This window comes from Agrobacterium tumefaciens, from assembly GCF_013318015.2.
GTDB lineage: Bacteria > Pseudomonadota > Alphaproteobacteria > Rhizobiales > Rhizobiaceae > Agrobacterium > Agrobacterium tumefaciens.
Genome location: NZ_CP115843.1, coordinates 48,823 through 72,706 on the forward strand (window position 1 = coordinate 48,823; position 23,884 = coordinate 72,706).

General features: G+C 57.8%; 23 protein-coding genes. 17 read left to right on the forward strand and 6 right to left on the reverse strand.

What is annotated here, in order from left to right; translation table 11 throughout:
- Positions 1 to 22: 22 nt before the first annotated feature.
- Positions 23 to 1,696, reverse strand: a complete 1,674-nt coding sequence (locus tag G6L97_RS28165) for a zinc-binding dehydrogenase (protein WP_323131706.1) — start codon at positions 1,694 to 1,696, stop codon at positions 23 to 25.
- Here G6L97_RS28165 and G6L97_RS23425 point away from each other — a divergent pair.
- Together G6L97_RS23425 and proC are read left to right on the forward strand one after the other, a co-directional pair.
- On the forward strand, positions 1,659 to 1,913 hold the full coding sequence (locus G6L97_RS23425) for a nitroreductase family protein (RefSeq protein ID WP_211390041.1): 255 nt from the start codon (positions 1,659 to 1,661) through the stop codon (positions 1,911 to 1,913). The genes G6L97_RS28165 and G6L97_RS23425 overlap by 38 nt on opposite strands.
- A complete protein-coding gene (gene proC / locus G6L97_RS23430) occupies positions 1,906 to 2,853 on the forward strand; it encodes a pyrroline-5-carboxylate reductase (protein ID WP_236773655.1) in 948 nt (315 codons plus the stop codon). Before G6L97_RS23425 ends, proC begins: the two co-directional genes overlap by 8 nt.
- Before the next feature lie 507 nt (positions 2,854 to 3,360).
- Here the strand turns inward: proC and G6L97_RS23435 are convergent.
- Together G6L97_RS23435 and G6L97_RS23440 are read right to left on the reverse strand one after the other, a co-directional pair.
- Positions 3,361 to 4,164, reverse strand: a complete 804-nt coding sequence (locus G6L97_RS23435) for an enoyl-CoA hydratase/isomerase family protein (RefSeq protein WP_174003927.1) — start codon at positions 4,162 to 4,164, stop codon at positions 3,361 to 3,363.
- 52 nt (positions 4,165 to 4,216) lie between these two features.
- The gene (locus tag G6L97_RS23440; protein ID WP_174003929.1) at positions 4,217 to 5,608 is read right to left on the reverse strand and encodes a GntP family permease; all 1,392 of its coding nucleotides are present in this window, start codon (positions 5,606 to 5,608) and stop codon (positions 4,217 to 4,219) included.
- Positions 5,609 to 5,791: 183 nt separating this feature from the next.
- On the opposite strand from G6L97_RS23440, the gene G6L97_RS23445 reads away from it, so the two are divergent.
- The 3 genes from G6L97_RS23445 to G6L97_RS23455 all read left to right on the forward strand — a co-directional run bounded on the left by G6L97_RS23445 (position 5,792) and on the right by G6L97_RS23455 (position 8,208).
- Positions 5,792 to 6,700, forward strand: coding sequence for a LysR family transcriptional regulator (locus tag G6L97_RS23445; protein ID WP_174003932.1), 909 nt, complete (start codon positions 5,792 to 5,794; stop codon positions 6,698 to 6,700).
- Between the two features lie 136 nt (positions 6,701 to 6,836).
- Complete coding sequence (locus G6L97_RS23450; RefSeq protein WP_174003934.1) at positions 6,837 to 7,541, forward strand: CoA transferase subunit A; 705 nt, start codon at positions 6,837 to 6,839, stop codon at positions 7,539 to 7,541.
- Between the two features lie 10 nt (positions 7,542 to 7,551).
- Positions 7,552 to 8,208: a CoA transferase subunit B gene (locus G6L97_RS23455; RefSeq protein WP_174003936.1), complete on the forward strand. Its 657-nt coding sequence runs from the start codon at positions 7,552 to 7,554 to the stop codon at positions 8,206 to 8,208.
- 262 nt (positions 8,209 to 8,470) lie between these two features.
- Here the strand turns inward: G6L97_RS23455 and G6L97_RS23460 are convergent, their stop codons facing one another.
- Positions 8,471 to 9,361: an NAD(P)-dependent oxidoreductase gene (locus G6L97_RS23460; RefSeq protein ID WP_174003938.1), complete on the reverse strand. Its 891-nt coding sequence runs from the start codon at positions 9,359 to 9,361 to the stop codon at positions 8,471 to 8,473.
- 152 nt (positions 9,362 to 9,513) lie between these two features.
- Here G6L97_RS23460 and G6L97_RS23465 point away from each other — a divergent pair, with 152 nt between their 5' ends.
- The 9 genes from G6L97_RS23465 to G6L97_RS23505 all read left to right on the forward strand — a co-directional run bounded on the left by G6L97_RS23465 (position 9,514) and on the right by G6L97_RS23505 (position 19,339).
- Positions 9,514 to 10,122, forward strand: a complete 609-nt coding sequence (locus G6L97_RS23465) for a TetR/AcrR family transcriptional regulator (protein WP_174003940.1) — start codon at positions 9,514 to 9,516, stop codon at positions 10,120 to 10,122.
- Between the two features lie 15 nt (positions 10,123 to 10,137).
- Complete coding sequence (locus tag G6L97_RS23470; RefSeq protein WP_272438513.1) at positions 10,138 to 11,286, forward strand: acyl-CoA dehydrogenase family protein; 1,149 nt, start codon at positions 10,138 to 10,140, stop codon at positions 11,284 to 11,286.
- 22 nt (positions 11,287 to 11,308) lie between these two features.
- The gene (locus G6L97_RS23475; protein ID WP_272438514.1) at positions 11,309 to 12,079 is read left to right on the forward strand and encodes an enoyl-CoA hydratase/isomerase family protein; all 771 of its coding nucleotides are present in this window, start codon (positions 11,309 to 11,311) and stop codon (positions 12,077 to 12,079) included.
- Positions 12,080 to 12,115: 36 nt separating this feature from the next.
- Positions 12,116 to 13,120 carry an NADPH:quinone oxidoreductase family protein gene (locus G6L97_RS23480; RefSeq protein WP_174004768.1) on the forward strand — a complete coding sequence of 335 codons (1,005 nt, stop codon included), beginning with the start codon at positions 12,116 to 12,118 and terminating at the stop codon, positions 13,118 to 13,120.
- The gene (paaH, locus tag G6L97_RS23485; RefSeq protein WP_174004766.1) at positions 13,117 to 14,646 is read left to right on the forward strand and encodes a 3-hydroxyacyl-CoA dehydrogenase PaaH; all 1,530 of its coding nucleotides are present in this window, start codon (positions 13,117 to 13,119) and stop codon (positions 14,644 to 14,646) included. The genes G6L97_RS23480 and paaH overlap by 4 nt, the downstream gene beginning before the upstream one ends.
- Before the next feature lie 92 nt (positions 14,647 to 14,738).
- Positions 14,739 to 15,485, forward strand: a complete 747-nt coding sequence (locus tag G6L97_RS23490; protein ID WP_174004764.1) for an electron transfer flavoprotein subunit beta/FixA family protein — start codon at positions 14,739 to 14,741, stop codon at positions 15,483 to 15,485.
- A 24-nt stretch (positions 15,486 to 15,509) separates the two neighbouring features.
- Positions 15,510 to 16,439 (forward strand): electron transfer flavoprotein subunit alpha/FixB family protein, encoded by a 930-nt coding sequence (locus G6L97_RS23495; protein WP_174004762.1) that lies wholly within the window; start codon positions 15,510 to 15,512, stop codon positions 16,437 to 16,439.
- A 22-nt stretch (positions 16,440 to 16,461) separates the two neighbouring features.
- The gene (gene pcaF / locus G6L97_RS23500; RefSeq protein WP_174004760.1) at positions 16,462 to 17,667 is read left to right on the forward strand and encodes a 3-oxoadipyl-CoA thiolase; all 1,206 of its coding nucleotides are present in this window, start codon (positions 16,462 to 16,464) and stop codon (positions 17,665 to 17,667) included.
- A gap of 1 nt (position 17,668) precedes the next feature.
- The gene (locus tag G6L97_RS23505; protein ID WP_174004758.1) at positions 17,669 to 19,339 is read left to right on the forward strand and encodes an electron transfer flavoprotein-ubiquinone oxidoreductase; all 1,671 of its coding nucleotides are present in this window, start codon (positions 17,669 to 17,671) and stop codon (positions 19,337 to 19,339) included.
- A gap of 197 nt (positions 19,340 to 19,536) precedes the next feature.
- On the opposite strand, the gene G6L97_RS23510 is transcribed toward G6L97_RS23505, so the two are convergent.
- Positions 19,537 to 19,998, reverse strand: coding sequence for an Lrp/AsnC family transcriptional regulator (locus tag G6L97_RS23510; protein WP_174004755.1), 462 nt, complete (start codon positions 19,996 to 19,998; stop codon positions 19,537 to 19,539).
- 172 nt (positions 19,999 to 20,170) lie between these two features.
- Here G6L97_RS23510 and G6L97_RS23515 point away from each other — a divergent pair, with 172 nt between their 5' ends.
- The 3 genes from G6L97_RS23515 to G6L97_RS23525 are packed head-to-tail and all read left to right on the forward strand — an operon-like array spanning position 20,171 to position 23,171.
- Positions 20,171 to 21,265, forward strand: a complete 1,095-nt coding sequence (locus G6L97_RS23515; RefSeq protein ID WP_174004754.1) for a branched-chain amino acid aminotransferase — start codon at positions 20,171 to 20,173, stop codon at positions 21,263 to 21,265.
- Positions 21,266 to 21,288: 23 nt separating this feature from the next.
- On the forward strand, positions 21,289 to 22,239 hold the full coding sequence (locus tag G6L97_RS23520; protein WP_211390074.1) for an NAD(P)-dependent oxidoreductase: 951 nt from the start codon (positions 21,289 to 21,291) through the stop codon (positions 22,237 to 22,239).
- Positions 22,236 to 23,171, forward strand: coding sequence for an AEC family transporter (locus G6L97_RS23525; RefSeq protein ID WP_174004752.1), 936 nt, complete (start codon positions 22,236 to 22,238; stop codon positions 23,169 to 23,171). The genes G6L97_RS23520 and G6L97_RS23525 overlap by 4 nt, the downstream gene beginning before the upstream one ends.
- Before the next feature lie 48 nt (positions 23,172 to 23,219).
- Here G6L97_RS23525 and G6L97_RS23530 read toward each other — a convergent pair whose 3' ends face one another.
- Positions 23,220 to 23,873 carry a MarR family winged helix-turn-helix transcriptional regulator gene (locus G6L97_RS23530; RefSeq protein WP_236771574.1) on the reverse strand — a complete coding sequence of 218 codons (654 nt, stop codon included), beginning with the start codon at positions 23,871 to 23,873 and terminating at the stop codon, positions 23,220 to 23,222.
- Positions 23,874 to 23,884: the final 11 nt, after the last annotated feature.

Here is a 23,884-nt window from a genome sequence, read left to right on the forward strand (position 1 = left end):
TGTAGTCGGCCGTAGTGTTTGATCAGGGTACCAGAACGACAGAGCCGGTCGTGTGCCGCCCTTCCAGGCTACGGTGAGCGTCGGCGGCATTCTCCAGAGTAAAGCTTTCAACATTGGGAGCCTTGACAACCCCGTCTCTCAAGGCTTCATAAAATTCACCAATCATGGAGACCAGCCTCTCTCGGGTTGACGCATAGTGCGGCATCATAGGCCGGGTTGCGAACAAAGAGCCGCGTTTCGCCAGCTCAAGCATCGCAAAGGGTTCCACGGGGCCCGAGGCATTTCCGTAGCTAACAAACATGCCCATAGGTTTAAGCGAGTCCAGTGAGCCGATGGCCGTCGTCTTGCCGACGCCGTCATAGACGACGTCGCAGAGCTTACCTGCTGTTATGTCAAGAACCCTTTCAGCAAAATCTTCCCGTGAGTAGACGATCACGTCCTTACAGCCATTTTTCCGTGCCATACGGATTTTCTCATCAGATCCTACGGTACCAATCACTCTGGCGCCAAGGTGCGAAGCCCATTGCGCTAATATTGTGCCCATACCTCCAGCCGCCGCATGAACAAGGACAGTCATACCGGGCTCTACTCTAAACGTCTGGCGGATCAGCATCTGAGCGGTAAGACCCTTCATCGTCAGCGCAGCTGCAGCCTCGTCGCTGACCCAATCAGGAACCTTGAAGGCGGCAGCGCCTGGAACATTTCGCTCTGAAGCGTAACCGCCTCCTTTACCAGTGTAAGCGACCCTGTCCCCAACTTTAAAATCGGCGATTCCCGGCCCGATGGAGGTGACCACTCCTACAGCCTCTTGGCCTGGAGTGAAGGGCAATTCCACCGGGTACAAGCCCGACCGGAAATACGTGTCAATGAAATTGACACCGCAGCAGGTTTGCTTGATGCGCAATTCATTTTCACCTGGAGGACCGATATCGGTCTCCTTATATGTGAGCACCTCAGCTCCGCCCGTCGCGGTAATCTGAATAACATAGGCCATTTCATTCTCCAACTTCGCAGGTAGCGCGTTCTGCTTTGATCCGTCGATTAAGACTTCCCGTGCAAATTGATGTTTTTTGATCGGCAAAAACAAGGTGGTTCCCAAACAACTGCTGGAACCGAGACGTATTTCTCGCCAACGCTTCGTCAGTGCGTTCTCGTTGAACAGCATAATTATGACGATCCTGCACTCAGCGAATAAATCTTCCACAGTTGAAGCAACTTTAGCCCCGGCCTTTGTCACGTTGAGTGCCATCGGCTTTCCCATGACACCCAAGCCGATAAATCCTACCTTCTCGGGGAGGGCGTCCCGCTTTGAGCCGTCTGCCTCCCACCGCTGCTCAATTCCGTGCAGATCGATCTTGCCTTGCGATAGCAAGCGCTTCCGCCCAACGGAACCGCATCTGCAAGAGTCATACTGCCGCACCCCGAAACGGTCGGTCGGTTCACTTATCGATGCGAATGTCCCTAGCCGACAACAGCATCTTGAAAGGGGCACGTTGGAGTCCTGTCTGTAGGAAGGTAGGTGAACCGGTTCATTAAATTCCTTCTGTCGAAGCGGATATTCTCCCGCGGAAAACATTCGATGATTCGATTGGACCTGCAAAGAGCATGTGCAGGGATAACCACGGGTTTGGTCGCGAGGAGGAGATCCGTTCAGCCGCATGGCCGCGACGAAACTGATGCTGGTTGCAGAAGGCATGGAACTGGCCTCGTGCCCGATGATCGGATTTGATTCCGCTTCGGTCGCATCCGCATTCAGTCTATCGGCGACCGAGGCCCCGGTAATGCTAGTGACGGTCGGCCGTGCCATGGAAGACAACTGGCCGCGCAAGCCCCACAAACCGGTTTCGCAGGTTACTGACTTTGGTTTGACCCATCTTGTGATACGCCACCTTCTTAGTATTGCTGATGTCTGAAGTAGACTATGACGCTTCACTTCAACTGGCGGAGCGTCTGGTCAGATTTCGCAAAACGCGTTACATAACCCCCACCGGTGCACTGCACTCCTCCCTCCGCACTGAAAGAGATATCAGGCTTATGGCTAATCAACTTCCCCGAATCTTGCTCATCGGATGCGGAAATATGGGAGGCGCCATGCTGTCGGGTTGGCTCGATCGCGGCGTTGAGAAGGTTGTTGTCGTTGCACCTCGGCCACATCAGGTGGGCTTCACGGACAATCGAGTCCTAGTGTGCAGGAACATGACAGAAATCCCAACCTCCTTTTCCCCTTCTGTTGTCGTTTTCGCCGTTAAACCCCAAGTAGCGACCCAAATCTTAACCGAATATCGGCGCTACGCTGTCGCGGGGACTGTCTTCCTGTCAATCATGGCAGGTTTCACAACGCAAAGTCTAGTCGAAGCACTAGGCGAGAATACCTGCGTCGTGCGTGCGATGCCAAATTCGCCAGCCGCAATCCGACAGGGTTTCACCGTCGCTTTTGCCGGGAGCGGCATTGCCGAGGAACACAAGCACCTTTTCAACGATTTGTTGGAAGCGGTGGGTGAAGTCGCTTGGGTTGAGGATGAGACTCTTCTGGATCCAGCGACAGCGATTTCAGGCGGTGGGCCAGCGTATGTATATCTTCTTGTGGAAATGCTTCAGGCCGCAGCGGTAGATCAGGGGATCCCAAACGCAATTGCTGAACGAATGGCTCGAGCGACTGTTGCTGGATCAGGAGCCCTATTGGCGGGTTCAGACGTCGATGCAGCGCAGTTGAGAAAAAATGTCACCAGCCCGGGAGGGACAACCGAACGGGCTTTAAGTGTGTTGATGCATGCTGGTGCCTGGCCAAAGTCCGTTTCCGACGCCATATGCGCCGCGACTGCTCGGTCAAAGGAACTTTCCGTTTCCCAGTGATGCAGCAATTAGCGGCCAATGTTGAGGATATGCGCGCGTCGATGAATGTCCATCGCAGCTCAGCCCCTCAAGGAAAGCACGCCGCACTTGAAAATTATCCTATGGCGCTTCGCCGCAGCCGATAGCAGATCGGATGACAATCGACGCAGGGCTGCCGTTACGCGAGTGAGGGCCATAGATCGACTGACAGCTTCATCAGCAATGCATCCCCGATGTCACCGCAAAAACTGTCGCCCGGTTCATCGGAGCCATAAGAGCTGAACGTCAGCGACTGTCTGTTTGTCTTCGCCGAGGAGCACTACCAGTCAACCCATGTCGACCGCGTAGACGACCATGCTCTCGGCAAACAGCCTCTCATATCTAAATGCGCTTGCAAATCTCGCTATTAGACGACGGGCTTACGCTCAAAGTGTCATATTCACCTTGAAAGTTGAACCGCGTGGGCCTTCGGTCTCCTCAAAGACGTTAGCCCAGTCAGCTGCAAAGCTGACTTACGAAATCGACTCGCTACTTGAATTGATTGAAGTCGGGTGCGCGTTTCTCCCTATAGGACGCGACGCCCTCGCGAACCTCCCGTCCCGCGAAACCAAGAAACTCCAGGGCGGTGGACGCGTCGAAAATCGGCCCCGCGCTTCTCAACCAGTTGTTCAGGGCATATTTCGTCCAGCCAATCGCTTCGGCGGCGCCGTTTGCAAGCTCCTGAGCGATGTCAAAGGCGGTCTGCCACACGGCTTCGGGATCGCAGGCGACCGAAACCAAGCCGATACGCTCCGCCTCTTCTCCGGTGATCGGACGGCATGTCAGAAGATAGAACTTCGCCTTGGCCATTCCGCAGAGCAAGGGCCAGATGATAGCGGCTGCATCACCGGCGGCTACACCCAGACGGGTATGGCCATCCACCAACTTTGCGGTTTTCGATGCCACGGAAATATCCGCCAAAAGGGCGACAACCAAGCCAGCTCCTGCCGCTGGTCCATTGATGGCCGAAATGACTGGCTTGCTGCAGTTGATAATATTGTAGACGAGATCCTTCGCCTCACGCCATGAATTGGCACGGACCGAATGATCTTGGGTCATGGTCTCGATCCACCCGAAGTCGCCTCCGGCGGAAAATGCGCGGCCTTCACCGGTCACAACGATGGCGCGCACTTCCGGTGCCTGGTCGATGTCACGCCAAATGTAGGTGATTTCAGAATGCGTTTCGCGATCGATCGCATTCAACGATGCCGGATTGCTGAACTCAATCTTCAAGATGCCATCGGACAGCATCTCCAGCTTGAGTTTCTTGTATTTGCTTTTCCAGTCATCCATTTGGTCAATCCATTTCAGTGTTGGTGTTCCGCCTGCCAGATCAATCTTTCAATCAGACAAACCCGGTCAGATAAAAAACTGCGATAACGAAGAGGGCACCCAGTGTTTTGATCAAGGTGATCGCAAACACGTCCTTGTAGGCTTGGCGATGGGTGAGGCCCGTAACAGCAAGCAAGGTGATCACCGCACCATTATGTGGTAGAGTATCCATCCCGCCGCTTGCCATTGAGACGACACGATGAAGCACCTCGGGAGGAATGTTCGCCGCCGTCGCCGCCGCAAGAAAATCATTTCCCATAGCCGCCAAGGCGATACTCATGCCCCCTGAAGACGAGCCGGTCAGTCCAGACAGGACTGTCACAGACGTTGCAGCATTAAGCAGCGGGTCCGGTATCAGTCGCAGGGATTCTCGAACCACGATGAAGCCCGGCAAAGCCGCGATGACCGCACCAAAGCCGTATTCGGAAGCCGTGTTCATAGCGGCAAGCAGTGCCCCACCAATTGCCACCTTGGCGCCATCCACAAACTTTGTCTTGATGGCCTTGAATGCGGTGAGGACGACGAACAGAATTCCCAAAAGCAAGGCGCCTTGGACGGCCCAGATAGCCGTCACGCTGACGATGCTGCCGGAAACAGGAGCCGAAAGGCCCGGAAGAGAGGCGCTGAAGCTATCTCCATACCAGATGGGAATGTTTCTTGTGAGCCAAAAGTTGGCGACACCAACAACGACCAAAGAAAGAAGCGATAGCATCGGCGACGGTAGGTTAGTTCGCTCTTCATGCTGAGCTTCGTTTATATGGCCTTCGCCATAACCTTCGCCGTCGACGGCGGCAACATGCCGTCTCCACTCAAGATAGGTGAGGCCGACGCAGAGTAGGAAGATGGAACCGACGATCCCAAGCGTCGGCGCGGACCATGCTGTGGTTTTGAAGAAGCTCGTGGGAATGATGTTTTGAATCTGCGGGCTGCCGGGCATAGCATCCATGGTGAAAGAGAATGCGCCAAGGGCTATCGCGCCCGGCATGAGCCGCTTCGGAATATCGCCTTGACGATAGAGTTCCGCCGCAAATGGGTAGACTGCAAATACCACGACGAATACGGAGACGCCACCGTAAGTCAGCAGGCCGCAGACGGCGACGATTACGAAATTTGCCCGCGACCTCCCAAGATAGCGTATGGCAGAAGCAACGATCGATTCTGCGAAGCCGGATAGCTCAATCAGCTTTCCAAAAATCGCACCCAGCATGAACACCGGAAAATAGAGTTTTAGAAAGCCGACCATCTTGTCCATGAAGACGCCCGAAAAAATCGGTGCGACAGCGGCGCTGTCAGTCAGCAATACCGCCGCCATGGCAGCGACAGGAGCAGCAAGAATTACGCTATGCCCACGATAAGCAGCAGTAATCAGAAACGCCAGCGATGCCAGCACAACAAGTAAAGACAACAAGTTTCCTCCCGTGGCACAGAGGCCACCAATTATAATCTCCCGGACCGAGCAGTCATCGCGACAAAGTTATCGAATGATGTTGATGATCGATCAGCCTCCGTTTGTAAAACTAACCGGATCGTTGGCACTCGCCAATCAAGGCACTTGCACTCTGGTTGTGCGCCGATGCACAATGGTTGAATGAAAGACACACCTGACTGGAACGATCTTCGAATTTTTTTAGCCATTGCGAGGCTGGGCACAATTTCGTCAACCGGTGAACGGATGGGCATTGAGCACACAACCGTTTCCAGGCGCATGGATCGACTCGAGGCAACGTTGGGGCTCGTTCTTTTCGACCGCAGGCGCAGCGGATACACGCTGACGGAAGCGGGCGAAGCACTCATTCCCTACGCCGAGAAGATGGAAACGGCTCTACATGAGGCCGTCGACAGGTCGGTGATGAGTGAGGCCCGAATTCAGGGGGCCGTTCGAGTGGGAACGCCGGAGGCTTTTGGTATCAACGTGCTGGCACCCCAGTTAACCGAGCTTAACACGAGGTATCCTGACCTCCAGATTCAACTCATGGCGCAGCCTCAATTTCCCAGCCTCGTCACAAGAGAGGTTGAGATACTCGTGACGCTTGAGCCGCCGCAGGTCGGGCGCTACACGATCTCCAAACTCGCCACGATAAAATATTATCTCTATGGGTCCAGAAGCTATATCGAGAGAAACGGCCCGATCAATAATCTGGCGGATGTCAAGAAACATCGCTTTATAGACTACATTCACGATGGCTCAGTAAGCGAACGCTATCGCATTCTGGAAGAACTGGATCCCGAGCCTCAGAGATGTTTCACCACGACGAGTGTACTTGCCCAAAGAGCCGCGGCAGTTGCCGGATTGGGGTTGGTGCTGCTGACGCCGTATGTTGCGGAACAGCGGCCTGATCTCGTTTGCGTCTTTCCTGACAACGCGTTGATGACCAGAGGTATCTGGATCGCCGCGCCTGAAGATCTATTGAAAATTCGCAGGGTGCGTATCGTCTGGGACTACATCAGGCAACTCATTGAGGCGGACACACGGCGTTTCCACCGGAACTCGAACTGAGTCAAATGTGCCTCAGCGCACAATCAGTGTGCCAATCTCTCCATTGTGCTGACGCTAGTTGCCTCATAGCTTTTTCCTGCAACTAACTGAGAAACCGCAGGGCCGACTGCATACTCATATTCGTGTCAGGGTGGAGATGAAAAAGCTTTTCGATGATGCCGAGAATGTCTTGAGTGACATTGTTCGAGATGCACAAACTATTGCTGTGGGAGGATTTGGACTTTGCGGAATACCTTCCGCATTGATCGACGCGCTCAAGGCGACGGGTGCCAAGAACCTTACCTGTATCAGCAACAATGCCGGAGTCGATGATTTCGGGCTCGGTTTGTTGCTGCAGACGCGTCAGATTAATAAGATGATCGCGTCTTATGTCGGAGAAAACAAGGAATTTGAGCGTCAGTACCTAGCAGGAGAACTGGAGCTGGAGTTCAACCCACAGGGGACGCTCGCTGAGCGCCTGCGGGCTGGCGGATCTGGAATTCCAGCGTTCTACACGCGTACTGGCGTCGGTACGGTTGTCGCAGAAGGTAAGGAAACACGCGAGTTTTCAGGCAACACCTACGTGCTCGAGCATGCCCTTTCGCCTGATGTTTCGCTGGTGAAGGCACAGAAGGCGGATCCAGCCGGGAACCTGATGTTCTCCAAGACGGCCCGCAACTTTAATCCCGAGGTTGCCATGGCGGGGAAATTTACGGTCGCAGAGGTTGAGGAATTTGTCGAGCTCGGGGAGATTGATCCGGACGACGTACACCTGCCGGGCATCTTCATCGACCGAATCATCGTCGTACCGAATCCCGAAAAGCGGATCGAGCGATTGAGTTTCCGAAGCAGGGCAGCGTAAGGAGGGGACGATGGCTTGGACACACGAACAAATGGCTGCCAAAGCAGCACAGGAACTGCGTGACGGATACTACGTCAACCTCGGAATCGGCTTACCGACGAAGGTGACCAAATACGTTCCCGATGGCATGCAGGTCTGGCTCCAGTCGGAGAACGGCCTGATTGGTATCGGCCCCCCTCCATACGAAGACGAGGTCGATCCGGATCTGATCGATGCCGCGAAGCAAACGATAACGATTGTCCCGGGTGGGTCTATATGCTCTTCGTCAATGTCTTTCGCGATGATCCGCGGTGGCCATATGAACCTCAGCATCCTCGGTGGTATGCAGGTTAGCGAGAAAGGCGATCTGGCCAATTGGATGATCCCGGGAAAGATGGTCAAGGGCATGGGCGGCGCCATGGACCTTGTCGGGGGTGTCGGCCGCGTTATCGTTCTCATGGAGCACGTGGCCAAGGACGGGAGCTTCAAGCTCCTTAAGCAGTGCTCGCTGCCTCTCACCGGAAAATCGGTGGTCAGCCGTATAATCACGGATCTGGCTGTGCTGGATGTCTCGGAAGACGGGTTGGTCGTCTGCGAGCTCGCGCCAGGCGTCAGTCGTGAGGAGCTTGAGGCAAAGACCGAAGCAAGGCTGGTATTCCCGGAAACTACAGTACTTCTGACCGCCTAGCGCGCGCTCCTCGTATCCTTACGGATACACTACTATCCTTCGACCTTATGCGTAGGTCAGAAAGTTAAAGCACCGTGCGCCATTTCCGGCGCACGGTGCTTTAATGGCTTTGACTATGTCGGCAGACTTTCGGAAACGGTTCCAGAATATTCGGCGACTGGTTCAGGGTTGTGCGAGGACGCCGCGAGCGGTTCCGGCGTCTTCATTTCGACAGCTCATGTTTTGTGGATCCAGTTTGGACCTGCGGTGCATCTACCCGACATCAACCCTTTCGCGGGCTTTCCAAGGTTTCGATCACTCTTCGCCATGTCTTGAAGCTGTCGTCTCCGACGTTGGATAGCACATCGTACAAGGCTTCGGTCATCGGCAGCTTTCCGGAGCCGCTTCCGATCTTGAGGCCGAGGCCGATATCCTTGTGGATGATTGACTGGATGGAGTCGAAGTCCTTCCGCGTCGGCGCCCATGCTCCGTATGCTTTCGGAGCATCCTCGACATTTTCCGTAAAGAAATTTCGGCCGGTTCCCGCTTCCATCACCGGGATCATGTCTTTGAGCGAGAGCCCGTTATCGAGGCCGATACGATAGGCCTCCGCGGAGATCATCATGTTGGCGATGCAAATAACGTTGTTGACGATCTTGGTGATCTGGGCGGATCCTACCGGCCCGCAATAAAAAAATTGCTCGCCGACGACGCTCAGAACGTCCTTAACGGCATCGCAATCCGCGCGGTCTCCGCCAAGAATGATCGTGAGCGTGCCCTCTACAGCTTTGACCACCCCGCCACTCACCGGAGAATCGATCAGTTTGATGCCATATTGCTCGACCTCGTTCGCGAACTCACGAATGGCCGCTGGCAGGACGGTTCCCATCACGATCAAATATTGCGTCTTGTCCTTGGGCTTGTTTGTCACGATACCCGACGGCCCCAGAACAACCTGGCGAATCTGGTCATAGTTCGCAACCATAAGCATGATGACATCACAGTTACCGCAATCAGCCGGATTTTGGGTCGTCCGAACACCGAGCTCTCCAAACGGACTCAATGCTTTTTCGCTGACATCGCAAACGATGAGATCAAATTTGTTGCGGGCGAGCCTTAGGGCCATCGGCCCTCCCATAGCACCCGCACCTATAAATCCGACTTTCACAGACATTAACTTTCTCCCGAATGTTGATGCGGCACCTGTCTAACAAATGTTGCACCAATTATTTACCGGACGTACGGTCGAATTATATTGACTTATGTTTGGCTCCTCGTCAACAATAGGTCCAACAAGTTTGATCGCTTGAAAGGAAGGTGGCCCCTATGCAGACCCCACGCCGTCAGGGACGGCCTCCGGTTCTCGAAAATGCTTATGAGCGGATTCTCGATGGGGCCGCTGTACTGTTCGCCCAGAAGGGCTTCGACGCCAGTTCTATCAGCGAAATCGCTACAACCGTCGGCATGTCGAAGGCTGCCGTATTTCATTACTTCCCTGCCAAGCAGGACATCTATGACGCTATAATTGTACGCGCTCTGAGGGGGCTTAAAGATCAGGTATCGGATGCGGTGAACAACGATAACGCATCTCTCGATCGCCTCAGGCTCTTCATGACTTCGCATGCAAACTACTTCGAAGAGAATTTCTGGAGTTTCGTAACCATGCTGATCGGTTACGGAGGTATGGCAACGCCGACCTTGAAGCAGGAAGCTTTGGCCCTGCGAGATGAATACGAGAGCCTGCTTCGCGAGATCATTCGCGAGGGAGTGAAGCAGGAGCAAATTAAGGATGTTGATCCGGTCGATGCGAGCCGCGCCATCCTGTCAATGCTTAACTGGATGGCCCGATGGTTTAAGCCTGGCGGCGAGCGTTCTGCCGCCCAGGTCGCGGAAGACTATTACTCGATTATCGTCGGCGGATTGAAGCGCGCCTAGTGAGGATTACAAGTCATGGCTCTGGACACCGATACATTTAACATGCTCCTGGAGACTGTCAGCCGCTTTGTCACCGAGCGGCTCATCCCTCGGGAAGTGGAAGTCGTTGAGACCAACGCCATTCCCGCGGATGTTATTGCGGAAATGAAGGAACTTGGGCTCTTCGGGCTGTCGATCGCGGAAGAGCACGGCGGGCTCGAACTGTCGATGGAAGAAGAGGTCCAGGTTGTCTTTGAGCTCGGAAGGGCGTCTCCTGCTTTCCGGTCCGTCGCAGGCACCAATATCGGCATCGGTTCGCAGTCGATCGTTATTGCCGGCACCCTAGAGCAGAAGCAGAAGTATCTTCCGGCCCTGGCATCGGGCGATCTCATCGGTTCGTTTGCATTGACCGAACCGGACGCCGGTTCCGATGCGATGGCGCTGCGAACTTCGGCGCGCAAGGACGGTGATCACTACGTCCTGAACGGCACCAAGCGTTACATCACCAATGCTCCGAGCGCCGGCCTGTTCAGCGTAATGGCCCGCACCGCACCCGAGCGGAAGTCGAATTCTATCTCCTGCTTCCTCGTAGAGGCAGGCACTCCGGGTATAAAGCTTGGTCTTCCGGACAAGAAGATGGGGCAGCGTGGTGCGCTGACATGCGATGTGGTGTTCGAGGATTGCCGCGTTCCCGCGAGCGCGCTTCTTGGCAACGAGGAGGGAAACGGCTTCCGCACGGCCATGAAGGTTCTCGACAAGGGGCGTCTGCATATCGCCGCTCTTTGTGTCGGTATCGCTGACCGGCTCATTAAGGAATCGGTCGCCTACGCGAAGGACCGCAAGCAGTTCGGTCAGCCGATCGCAGCGTTTCAGCTCGTTCAGGCGATGCTGGCCGACAGTGAGGCCGACACCTATGCGGCGCGTTGTATGATCCTTGACGCGGCCGCCCGTCGCGACCGTGGGGAAAACACCACCAAGGTTGCGGCTTGCGCGAAAATGTTCGCGTCCGAAATGGTCGGTCGTGTTGCCGATCGAGCCGTACAGATTTTCGGCGGCGCGGGCTACATGGCGGAATATCCCGTGGAACGTTTTTATCGCGACGTACGGCTTTTCCGCATCTTTGAAGGCACCACCCAGATCCAGCAACTCGTCATCGCGCGCGAACTGCTCAAGGCTGCGGACTGAAGAAGGACATAGTGAGGATCCCATGGCCGTCGAATTGACACAACAGGAAGAGTTTGCGGTTCTCACACTCAACCGCCCGGACGCGCTGAACGCGCTGAACGCCCAGACGATCGGCGAGATATCGGATGCTATCGACGCGGTCGAGCGGATGGATGTGCGTGCGCTCATCATTACGGGAGCGGGTGAAAAGGCCTTCTGCGCGGGCGCTGACGTCAAGGAGATGGTCGGTATCGATCTCATCTCGAAGAAGCGCAAGGCCGAGCGCGGCCAGTCGACTTTTGCCAAGCTTGACCAACTGCGTGTTCCCTCGGTTGCGCTGATCAACGGTTATGCCTTCGGCGGTGGCCTCGAACTCGCGCTCGCCTCCACCTTCCGGCTGGCGACGCCGCGCGCAGCCGTTGCACTTCCGGAAATCAAGCTCGGCCTGATGCCCGGCTACGGCGGCACGCAGCGTCTACCGCGCATCGTCGGCGAGGCGAGAGCGTTGGAGATGATCATGACCGGGCGAACCGTTCGCGCGGAAGAGGCGCAGGCCATCGGTCTCATCCATCGTCTCGTCAGCGAGGACAACCGCCTGGCGGAAGCCTTTGCCTTCGCCCGTGAGTTTTCCAAATTCAGCCTGGTTGCCCTCGGTTATGCGCGGGAGGCCGTCCAGCGTGCTCTGTCGACCACATTGCAAGACGGGTTGAAGATCGAAGCCGAGATCTCAACCCTCGCCTTCCAGTCAAAGGACGCGCAGGAAGGCATCACCGCCTTCATCGAAAAACGGACGCCAAACTTCACTGACGCATAAGCGCGTAACGAAATGAAAAGAAGTCGAGGAGGATCGATGCTAAGCTACCGGATTCACGAAACTGGTAACACCGGTTCGGCAAAAATCGAGGACGTCGCCGGCCTTCTTCCAGAGGACGATGAGATCATTGTCGATGTCGCGGCGGCGGCGGTTGGCTTCGTCGATACACTCGTCGTCTCTGGCCGATATCAGAACATTCCACCTACACCTTTCACCCCTGGTATGGAATTCTCAGGCTGGATATCTGCTGTGGGATCGAAAATTGCCGGGTACAAGCCGGGCGATCGGGTGACCGCCTATGTGTTGAACGGTGCCTTCGCTCAGCAGGCCAAAGCTAGGGTTGGTGAATTTTATCCGGTCCCTGCCGATGTTCCTCTCGATCAGGCTGCGCTTTTGTGCGGAGCCTATCTGACAGGCTATTTCGCGCTGGTGGAACGCGGGCAGTTCAAGGCTGGCGACACTGTACTGGTCGGCGGAGCAAGTGGAGCGGTCGGGCTGGCAACTGTACAGATAGCCAAGGCGTTGGGAGCCGGGCTGGTGATCGGCACATACCGATCGCCAGAAGACAGAGAGGCGCTCCACGCCGCTGGCACGGATGCTGAGATCGACGTGTCTGGTAGCGACGTCCGCGAAGCTCTTCGGTCCACGGTGCTGGAACTGACCGATGGAAAAGGTGTCGATCTGGTGATCGATCCCATTGGCGGCGAATTCCTGAACGCGGCTCTTCGGTCGATCGCATGGTCCGGACGTCTCGTCGTGGTGGGGTTCGCAGCCGGCGATATACCCTCCATCAAGGTCAACTATCTCCTTCTGAAGAACATAGCGGTCGTAGGATTGGACGTCAGCCAATATCGCAAGCGTGCGGCTGAACGGCTTGCGTTGGCCCAAGGCGAAATTTTCGAGCTGTGGCGTAAAGGTTTGGTAAGGCCGAGAGTCGCCAGACAATTCGCCTTCGAACATATCGGGGAGGCTCTAGACCTCGTTGCCAAGGGTCAGACGCATGGCCGGGCCGTGATCATTCTAGGGGACGGAAAGCTTTGAACGCTCTATCAAAATCCAGTGTTGTCGCTGTCATCGGCGCCGGTGCGATGGGGGCCGGAATTGCCCAGGTCGCCGCACAGGCGGGGCATACCGTTATCCTGTTCGATGCGAAGGAAGGTGCGGCGGACAAGGGTCGGAGCGGTGTGTTGGCAGGGCTCGACAAGCTCGTAGAGAAAGGGAAGTTCGAACAATCGCTGCGCAACGAGGTTGCCGAAAGGATCATCGTAGCGGCATCGCTTGGCGATTTGCGCGAAGCGCGCCTTGTCGTGGAAGCAATCGTCGAAAAGCTGGATGTGAAGCGGTCGGTGTTTGCTTCTCTGGAAGAGGTGGTTGCGGACGATTCCATCCTCGCAACGAATACATCGTCGCTGTCCGTTACCGCCATCGCAGCCGGACTAAACCATCCGGAGCGCGTTGCAGGGCTGCATTTTTTCAATCCGGCTCCGGTCATGAAGCTGGTGGAGATCGTCTCCGGTCTGGCGTCGAGCAAGCAGGTCCTCGATACGCTTTTTGAGACTGCGCGTGCCTGGAAGAAGGAACCGGTGCGGGCCACATCCACGCCCGGCTTCATCGTCAACCGCGTCGCTCGCCCCTACTACGCTGAGGGATTGAGGCTTCTCGAAGAGAGGGCGTCCGATGTTGCCAGCATCGATACCATTCTGCGCGAGGCCGGAGGGTTTCGGATGGGTCCGTTCGAGTTGATGGATCTCATCGGCCATGATGTTAACTTCGCCGTCACCAGGTCCGTGTTCGACGCCTATTTCGGTGACCCTCGGTTCCGGCCGTCTTTGGCGCAACAAGAACTGGTCGCCGCAAACTGGCTCGGCCGCAAGACAGGTCGCGGCTTTTACGACTACAATCCGGATGCGCCAAAGCCGCAGGTGCTTTCAATTAAGGGCGGCGTGGCGGTCAAGAGCCTCATCGTTGAAGGCGAAGTCGGCCATCTTGAACCTTTGATCCGGACTGCAGTAGCAAACGGGATACAGATCGATCGTCGAGGGGGAGAGGGCTATATCCGGATTGAGGGTTCTACAATCGCTTTCAGTGACGGACGGACGGCAACCGAACGGGTGGCCCAGGGTGGCCCCTCAGACCTCGTCCTTTACGATCTGACGCTCGATTTCGAAAAAGCGTCTCGAATTGCCATCGCAAAAGCGGATCAGGCGCATCCCGATTGCCTGCATTCCACCGCTGGCTTGTTCGGCTCCCTGGGCAAGACGGTTACAGTCGTCGATGATACGCCCGGCCTTGTCGTGCTGCGCACGGTTGCTATGCTCGCCAATGAGGCATCCGAAGCGGTGCTTAACGGCGTGGCGACCCCGTTCGACGTCGACCGCGCCATGACGCTTGGTGTCAATTATCCGCGTGGACCGCTCGCATGGGCCGATTCTATCGGTGCACAGCATGTACTTGCGACACTCGAAGCAATTCATGCGTCGTACGGCGACGACCGCTACCGACCGTCGCGGTATCTACGTCGCGTCGTCGGTGCCGGCAGGCGTCTTCTGCCCGGTCCTGATCTTTAGCCGCCGACAATGGAGGCTTCGGGACCAAAGTCCGTCCGCGGTTGCTGTTACAAAAGATGCTCCTACGAGCGAGAGGAAGAAGGAATACTCGATTGAAAATCCTCGTGCCGGTTAAGCGAGTTGTCGACTACAATGTGAAGATCCGCGTCAAGGCGGATGGTTCCGGTGTCGAACTGGCCAACGTCAAGATGTCGATGAACCCCTTCGACGAAATCTCGGTTGAAGAGGCACTGCGTCTCAGGGAAGCCGGCAAGGCCGAAGAGGTAGTCGTCGTGTCCATCGGACCTGCGAAGGCCGAAGAGACCCTTCGCACGGCGCTGGCCATGGGGGCCGACCGCGCCATCCTGATCGAGACCGACGAAACCGTCGAGCCACTGGCTGTTGCCAAACTCTTGAAGGGTGTTGCCGAAGCAGAGGCTCCCGGCCTCGTCATTCTTGGCAAACAGGCGATCGATGACGATTCGAACCAGACCGGCCAGATGCTCGCAGCTCTTCTCGGCTGGGGTCAGGGCACATTTGCCTCGAAGGTCGAACCTTCTGACGGCAAGGTTGCCGTGACTCGCGAAGTGGACGGCGGCCTGCAGACGGTCGAACTGAAGCTTCCGGCCATCGTCACCACCGACCTTCGCCTCAACGAGCCGCGCTACGCTTCGCTGCCCAACATCATGAAGGCAAAGAAGAAGCCGCTCGACAAGAAGACGCCTGCCGATTTTGGCGTCGACATCGCCCCGCGCCTCAAGGTGCTGAAGACCGAAGAACCGGCTGGCCGCAAGGCTGGCATCAAGGTTGGTTCGGTTGCCGAGCTTGTTGAGAAGCTCAAGGCTGACGGCGTCATCTAAGGTTTAGGATAGGGAAATTACATCATGGCCATTCTTCTTCTGGCAGAACACGACAACGCAACCCTTTCCGACCAGACGGCAAAGACGCTGACGGCAGCAACCAGGATCGGTGGCGACATCACCATTCTGGTCGCCGGTTCCGGGGCGAAGGCCGCAGCCGATGAGGCCGCCAAACTTTCCGGCGTTTCCAAGGTGCTTCTGGCTGACGACGCTTCGCTCGCCAACCAGCTTGCCGAGCCGCTTGCGGCCCTGATCGTTTCGCTGGCTTTGGGATACGACGTCATCATCGCACCCGCGACAGCATCGGCCAAGAACGTCATGCCGCGGGTTGCAGCGCTGCTCGACGTGGCGCAGCTTTCGGAAATCACCGAAGTAGTTTCCGCTGACACCTTCAAGCGGCCGATCTATGCCGGTAACGCCATCCAGACCGTACAGGCGACTGATGCCAAGAAGGTCATTACCGTGCGCACGGCGTCCTTTGGCGCAACTGCTGCCGGTGGTTCCGCTTCGGTCGAAACCACCGCCGCTGCGGCCAATCCGGGCGTGTCGTCCTTCGTATCGGACGCGCTTGCCTCGTCCGACCGTCCGGAACTCACATCCGCCAAGATCATCATTTCCGGCGGTCGCGCACTCGGTTCTTCCGAAAAGTTCAAGGAAGTCATTCTGCCGGTGGCCGACAAGCTCGGTGCCGCCGTTGGTGCCTCGCGCGCTGCCGTCGATGCCGGTTACGCCCCCAACGACTGGCAGGTTGGCCAGACCGGCAAGGTGGTTGCACCGCAGCTTTACATCGCATGCGGCATCTCCGGTGCTATCCAGCATCTGGCCGGCATGAAGGATTCGAAAGTCATCGTCGCCATCAACAAGGACGAGGAGGCACCGATCTTCCAGGTTGCTGATTACGGCCTCGTCGGCGATCTCTTTGACATCCTGCCTGCTTTTGAAAAGGCACTTTGAGCGCTTTGCGGAGGAGCATACCATGACCGAAGTTTTTATCTGCGATTACATCCGCACGCCCATCGGCCGTTTCGGCGGCGCGCTTTCGTCCGTCCGGGCCGACGATCTCGGAGCGATCCCCCTCAAGGCGCTTGTCGAGCGCAACAAGGCCGTCGACTGGGAAGCCGTCGACGACGTGATCTTCGGCTGCGCCAACCAGGCAGGCGAAGACAACCGTAACGTTGCCCGCATGTCGCTGCTTCTGGCCGGTCTGCCGGTTTCGGTCAGCGGCACCACGATCAACCGCCTGTGCGGCTCCGGCATGGACGCGGTCATCACCGCCGCCCGGGCCATCAAGGCCGGTGAGGCCGACCTGATGATCGCCGGCGGCGTCGAAAGCATGAGCCGCGCCCCGTTCGTCATGCCGAAGGCAGACAGCGCCTTCTCCCGCAAGGCGGAAATCTATGACACCACCATCGGCTGGCGCTTCGTCAACCCGGCAATGAAGGTGCTTTACGGCGTCGATTCCATGCCCGAGACCGGCGACAACGTCGCCATCGACTACAAGGTCTCCCGGAGTGATCAGGATGCCTTTGCTGTGTGCAGTCAGGAAAAGGCTTCCACCGCCCAAGCCAATGGCCGTCTCGACAAGGAAATCGTTTCCGTCAGCATTCCCCAGAAGAAGGGCGATCCGCTGAAGGTGGCGAAGGACGAGCATCCCCGCGCGACCAACGTCGAGGCACTGGCCAAGCTGAAGCCCGTCAACCGCCTTAACGGCGCAACGGTAACCGCCGGCAACGCGTCGGGCGTCAATGACGGCGCCGCCGCCCTCATCATCGCCTCGGCTGCGGCGGTCAAGAAATACGGCCTCACCCCGATCGCGCGCATCGTTGGTGGTGCGACGGCTGGCGTTCCGCCGCGCATTATGGGCATCGGCCCCGCCACGGCCTCGCAGAAGCTGCTGGCCCGCATCGGCTGGGCCGCAACCGATCTCGATGTCGTCGAACTCAACGAAGCCTTTGCCTCCCAAGGCCTTGCGACGCTCCGCCTGCTCGGGATCGCCGATGACGATTCGCGCGCGAACCCGAACGGCGGGGCGATCGCACTTGGGCACCCGCTCGGCATGTCCGGCGCCCGCATTGCCGGCACCGCCGCGCTCGAACTGTCGCTGACCGGCAAGAAGAAGGCGCTTGCCACGATGTGCATCGGCGTCGGCCAGGGCATCGCCATTGCGCTGGAACGTGTCTGAAATGGATGTGGAAAGCATCCAGGATCTGCCTGAACGAGAGGCAATGGAGTTCGACGTTGTGATCGTGGGGGCTGGTCCTGCCGGGTTATCTGCGGCGATCCGGCTGAAGCAGGTCCATCCGGATCTCTCGGTGGTCGTTCTGGAAAAGGGCGCGGAAGTCGGCGCGCACATCCTGTCGGGCGCGGTTGTCGATCCGGCTGGCATCGACAGGCTTTTGCCCGGCTGGCGCGAGGAGGAGGGGCATCCGTTCAGGACCGAGGTGAGGGATGACCAGTTCCTGTTTTTAGGGCCTGCCGGTTCGATCCGCCTTCCGAATATGCTGATGCCGCCTTTGATGAACAATCACGGCAATTACATCGTGTCGCTTGGGCTGGTCTGTCGCTGGCTGGCGGAAAAGGCGGAGGCTCTCGGCGTGGAGATCTATCCCGGCTTTGCCGCCAGCGAAGTGCTTTACAATGATCAAGGCGCGGTGATCGGCGTGGCGACCGGCGATATGGGCATCGAGAAGAACGGTGAACCCGGCCCGAATTTCACCCGCGGCATGGAATTGCTCGGCAAATATACGCTGATCGGGGAGGGCGTGCGTGGCTCGCTGGCCAAGCAGCTCATCGCCCGGTTCGACCTTCAGAAAGACCGCGATGTCCAGAAGTTCGGTATCGGCATCAAGGAACTGTGGCAGGTGAAGCCGGAGAAACACAAGCAGGGTCTGGTGCAGCATTCCTTCGGCTGGCCTCTGGGGTTCAGGACCGGTGGCGGTTCGTTCCTGTATCACCTTGAGGACAATCTGGTCGCCGTCGGTTTCGTGGTGCATCTGAACTACAAAAACCCCTATCTCTATCCGTTCGAGGAGTTCCAGCGTTTCAAGACGCATCCGGCGATCCGCGATACGTTCGAGGGCGGCAAGCGCCTGTCCTATGGTGCGCGCGCCATTACCGAGGGCGGTTACCAGTCCGTGCCGAAACTGACGTTTCCCGGCGGCGCGTTGATCGGCTGTTCGGCCGGTCTGGTCAATGTGCCCCGCATCAAGGGCAGCCATAACGCGGTGCTGTCGGGTATGCTGGCGGCGGAAAAGATTGCCGACGCGATCGTAGCCAGGCGTGCGCATGACGAGGTTATCGAGATCGAGAACGAGTGGCGCGACAGCGCGATCGGCAAGGACCTGAAACGGGTGCGCAACGTCAAGCCGTTGTGGTCGCGGTTCGGCACGCTCCTGGGCGTCGGCCTTGGCGGCCTGGACATGTGGACGAACACGCTGTTCGGCAAGTCGATCTTCGGCACGCTGAAGCACGGCAAGACGGATGGGCAGAGTCTGGAACCAGCCGCGAAGCACAAGCCGATCGCCTATCCCAAGCCTGACGGCGTGTTGACCTTCGATCGGTTGTCATCAGTGTTCATGTCGTCCACCAACCATGAGGAAGACCAGCCGGTGCATCTTCAGGTGAGGGATATGGAATTGCAGAAGCGGTCCGAGCATGATGTTTATGGCGGTCCATCGACACGCTATTGCCCGGCAGGCGTCTATGAATGGGTGGAGAAAGACGGTGAGGAGGTCTATGTGATCAACGCGCAGAACTGCGTGCACTGCAAGACCTGTGACATCAAGGACCCCAACCAGAACATCAACTGGGTGCCGTCACAAGGTGGCGAGGGGCCGGTTTACGCTAGTATGTAGGACGTGTCCCCCAAAAATGGGCTGCAGACTGGGTTTTCTTTCCCTGAAAGATCCGCCCCGCGATGATGATGGGAACCATGACTTCAAAATACTCTCGTCGGCTGTCATCAAGTCGAAATCGCCATGTGGGGCCGCCGACGCTGGACAGGAAACCTATAACGTTCGGCTACCGCTTCATGGGTGAAAGCGAAGGGGTCTCAAACCGGCAATTCCGACGTCAGCTTGATCTTCTGCATGGGGATTTCGGTCTTGACGCTCCGGACCCCCTTGATCCGGGTCAGATGGTTGACCTGGAACCTGCGGTAGTCGTCTAGGTCGGCCGCCACCACGCGGAGAAGAAAATCGCAGTCCCCCGCCATCAGATGGCATTCGACGACGTTTGACAGGCGCCGCACCTGATCCGTGAAATGATCGACAGTCTCGACGTCCTGCCCAGTCAACCAGATCCTGGCAAAGACCGTCAGTCCTAGCCCCACCTTGGATGCATCGACCAGAGCGACGTAGCGTTCGATGATGCCGGCCTCTTCCAGCATCTTGACCCGCCGTGAACAGGGCGACGGCGACAAGCCGACCTTTTCCGCGAGTTGGACGTTCTGGATAGCGCCGTCCTTCTGAAGCACACGCAGGATGCGTCGGTCGATATCGTCAAATTTGTTCATCGTGATGTGTTCCCTGAACTTTTAGCAGTGAGTGTCGCGATCTGCGACAAATCAGCTCCAGACTGCCAATAAATCAGAAATCCTGGTCATATACGCAAGCAAAATCCACGTAGCTCGGGATAGGTCTTGGTTCAGCGGTGACGATGTCATGTTGCCAAAGGAAATAACGACGATGAACAAGACGAAGCCGACTTTTGATGTGAAGAAAAACCCTAATCCCGTGACCGGTGAACAACGGGAATTGCTGCTTGCCAATCCGGGTTGGGGACGTGTGTTCACCGACCACATGGTCACCCTGCGCTACAGCGAGGATCGTGGGTGGCAGGACTGGAGAATCGAACCGCGCAAGGCGCTCGATCTCGATCCAGCCACGACCGTCCTTCACTACGCGCTGGAGATTTTCGAGGGGATGAAAGCTTATCGGCTGCCCGACGGCGGCGCCACGCTGTTTCGTCCACACGCCAACGCCCGCCGCTTTCGCAATTCCGCCGAACGGCTTGCCATGGCGGATCTGCCCGAGGACCTTTTTGTCGAGTCGGTGCGGGCGCTGGTGTGTATTGACCGCGAGTGGATCCCGTCGGCCCAAGGGGCCGCGCTCTATTTGCGCCCGTTCATGATCGGCACCGAGGTGGGGCTCGGCACCAAGCCGTCCTCCGATTACATATTCTGTGTCATTGCCTCTCCGGTCGCTTCGTATTTCAAGGGTGACGGACCTGCAGTCACGCTCTGGGTCTCGGAAAATTTCACACGCGCAGCACCCGGTGGGACCGGCGCCGCAAAATGCGGCGGCAATTATGCGGCAAGCCTCGCCGCCCAGGCCGAGGGATTACGCGAGGGATGCGAGCAGGTCGTTTTCCTTGATGCTGTCGAGCGCAGATGGGTTGAGGAACTCGGCGGCATGAACGTCTTCTTCGTCTTCGAGGATGGCTCGCTTCAGACACCGCCGCTTGGCGGCACGATCCTGCCGGGGATTACCCGCGAATCGCTTATCACGTTGGGCCGGGACATGGGCCTGACGGTGCGGGAAGAACGCTATTCGATCGACCAGTGGCAGGAGGATGCCCGAAGCGGCCGACTGACGGAGGCTTTCGCCTGCGGCACGGCCGCCGTGGTGACGCCGATCGGCAAGGTCAAGGGCCGCACGCACGGGTTTACGGTCGGTGACGGCAAGGCTGGTCCCGTCACGCAGCGGCTCAAGGCAGCCTTGACGGACATTCAGTTCGGACGCGCCGATGACAAGCACGGCTGGCTCGACCGGCTGTTTTGATGCAAGGCCGCAACGGAGATTCTATGATGACAGGTACCACGGAAGAAATCGGCTTTATCGGCCTTGGCGTGATGGGCAGGCCGATGGCCCTCAATCTGGTGAAAGCAGGAACACGGCTGATCGTCTGGAACCGCTCACCTGAGCCCCGCGAAGCCTTGCGAGAAGCCGGCGCAACCGCTGTGGCCAGTGTCGATGACGTGTTCGCGCGCACCCGTGTCGTGATCTGCATGCTGGTAAACGAGACGGCGCTTGACGCGGTCCTCAAGCGTGGCACCCTGGGATTCGGCGATCTGGTAAATGGCCATGTCGTCGTGTCGATGGGCTCGAATTCGCCAGAATACTCGCGAGCTCTTGCCGCCGACATTACCACAGCCGGCGGTCACTACGTCGAGGCACCCGTTTCGGGCTCTCGCAAGCCCGCCGAGACCGGACAACTCGTCTCGCTTCTCGGCGGAGATCCGGACATCGTGGGGGAAGTTCGCCCGCTGCTTTCGCCGATGTGCCGGGAAACGGTCCTCTGCGGTTCGGTCGGCAATGCACTTTTGATGAAGCTGACCGTGAACCTCTATCTGAACGCTATGCTTGCGGCCATGGCCGAGGCCGTTCATTTCGCCGACCGTCACGGTCTGGATCTTCCCACTTTCAAAGCGGCGATCGATTCCGGTCCGATGAATTGCGACTTCACCCGTATGAAGCTGCCGAAGTTCATCGCGCGGGACTTCTCCGTCCAGGCCGCGACGGAAGACGCCTTCAATAGCACGCGACTGATCGCCGATGCAGCGCGCGCTGCCGGGATAGCCACTCCGCTTCTCAATCTGGCAAGCGATCTTTACGGCGAGAGCGTGGGCCTGGGAAACGCCAGGGAGGACATGATCTCTGTGCTTCAGTCCATCGAGGCACGCACCGAGGCGCTCTCCGGGTCGAATGCACGTCCCGCATCGCGTGGTCACGACATACGGGATCGTCAACTGTGATTTCCGCATTCCTGCTCGTCATTCCCGTCTTCGCCCTGATCTTTGCCGGCTGGCTGGCAGGGCGGACCGGCGTGCTCGGTTCGGCGGCGGCTGGCGAGATCAACCGGTTCGTCGTCTGGCTGGCGCTCCCTGCGATGCTGTTCGACATCATCGCGAGTGCCCATTGGTCCGAGCTCTGGCAACCGGGGTTCATCGCCGTCTTCACGCTGAGCGGCCTGCTCGCCATGACCGTGGCGATGGCCGTTCGCTTTAGAGGACGTCGCAATCTGGCCGACGCGGCAATCGAAGGCCTCAATGCCGGCTATTCCAACATCGGCTTCGTCGGATTCCCGATCGTACTTGCCGCGCTGGGGCAGGAGGCCCTCGTTCCGGCCACGATCGGCTCGATCATCACCATGTGCGTGATCTTCGCCGCCACGATCGTCATCGTGGAGGTGGCCCTTCAGAGCCGGCCCTCGAGGCTCGCGCTGCCGGCTAAGGTGGGCCGCACTCTGATCCGCAATCCGATCCTCGTCGCTTCCTTGTCCGCGACGGCCTTTCCCATCCTGGGTATCGAATTGCCGGCACCGGCGGAAACGTTTCTGAAACTGCTCGGTGGCGCGGCCGCTCCTTGCGCGCTCGTGGCGCTCGGGTTGTTTCTCGCATCGAAGCGACAGACAACAAGGGAAGGCTATGGCGCCGCGATTTTCCTGGCCGGCTGCAAGCTGATCCTGCATCCGCTCCTTGCCTGGCTGCTTGCCCGCTTCGTGTTTCACCTTCCGTCGTTTACGACCGAGGCGGCGGTGCTGCTGGCCGCGCTTCCCGCCGGCACAGGATCGTTCATGTTGGCGGAATTCTATCGGCGGGATGCGCAGGTTTCGTCCAGGACCATTATCCTCTCGACGCTCGCCTCGATCGGAACGCTATCATTGTGCCTAACCTCACTCCGGTGACAACTCTGTCGTGAAAGACCGAAACCGGTCGATAGCAATCTCGACCGTTTAGGATCGATTTCTTTTCGGAAGACCCGACTTGGGCAGTTCCACGCCGGCGAGATCCTTCTGCAGCGCGTTGAGATAGTGAACGAGCGCGACACGGTCGTCGAACGAGAAGTGAGCGGTGGCCTGATCGTAGAACTGGAAAATTCGCTGCAGCGTTTCCTTCCAATAGGTGCGGCCGGACGGCGTCAGCTGGACGAGACGGGCACGCTTGTCACCATCGCCGGTCACCCGCTGTACCAGGCCGTCCCGCTCGAGACGCTTGATCACGCCATCGAGGTTCTGCCGGGTGACGACCAGGTAGTCGCCGAGTTGACCGAAAGGGATGCCCGACGCAAACTTGTCCTGCGAGAGCGCGCCGAGCGCCGCCCACTGGACGGTGGTGATGCCGAGCTGCTGCATCGCCTGCCGCTGCAGTTCGTTGCCGAGCTGGAACAGCCGGAAAAAGATCCGGTTGTTGAGCTGGTCGTTTCCGGGATTGCGAGCCGAAGTGGAATTGACAACCTCTCCCGAGACGGTGTCTTCCGCGCCATTTGAGGAACGACGACGCCGGGCCGACGAGCTTGTACGAGACGTTTCTACCATCTGATTGTCCAATACCTCGTCGAAATCGAACCCACGCCTGGGGTCGGTTCTTTCCATGTCCTGGTCTGCCATCGTCTTCACTC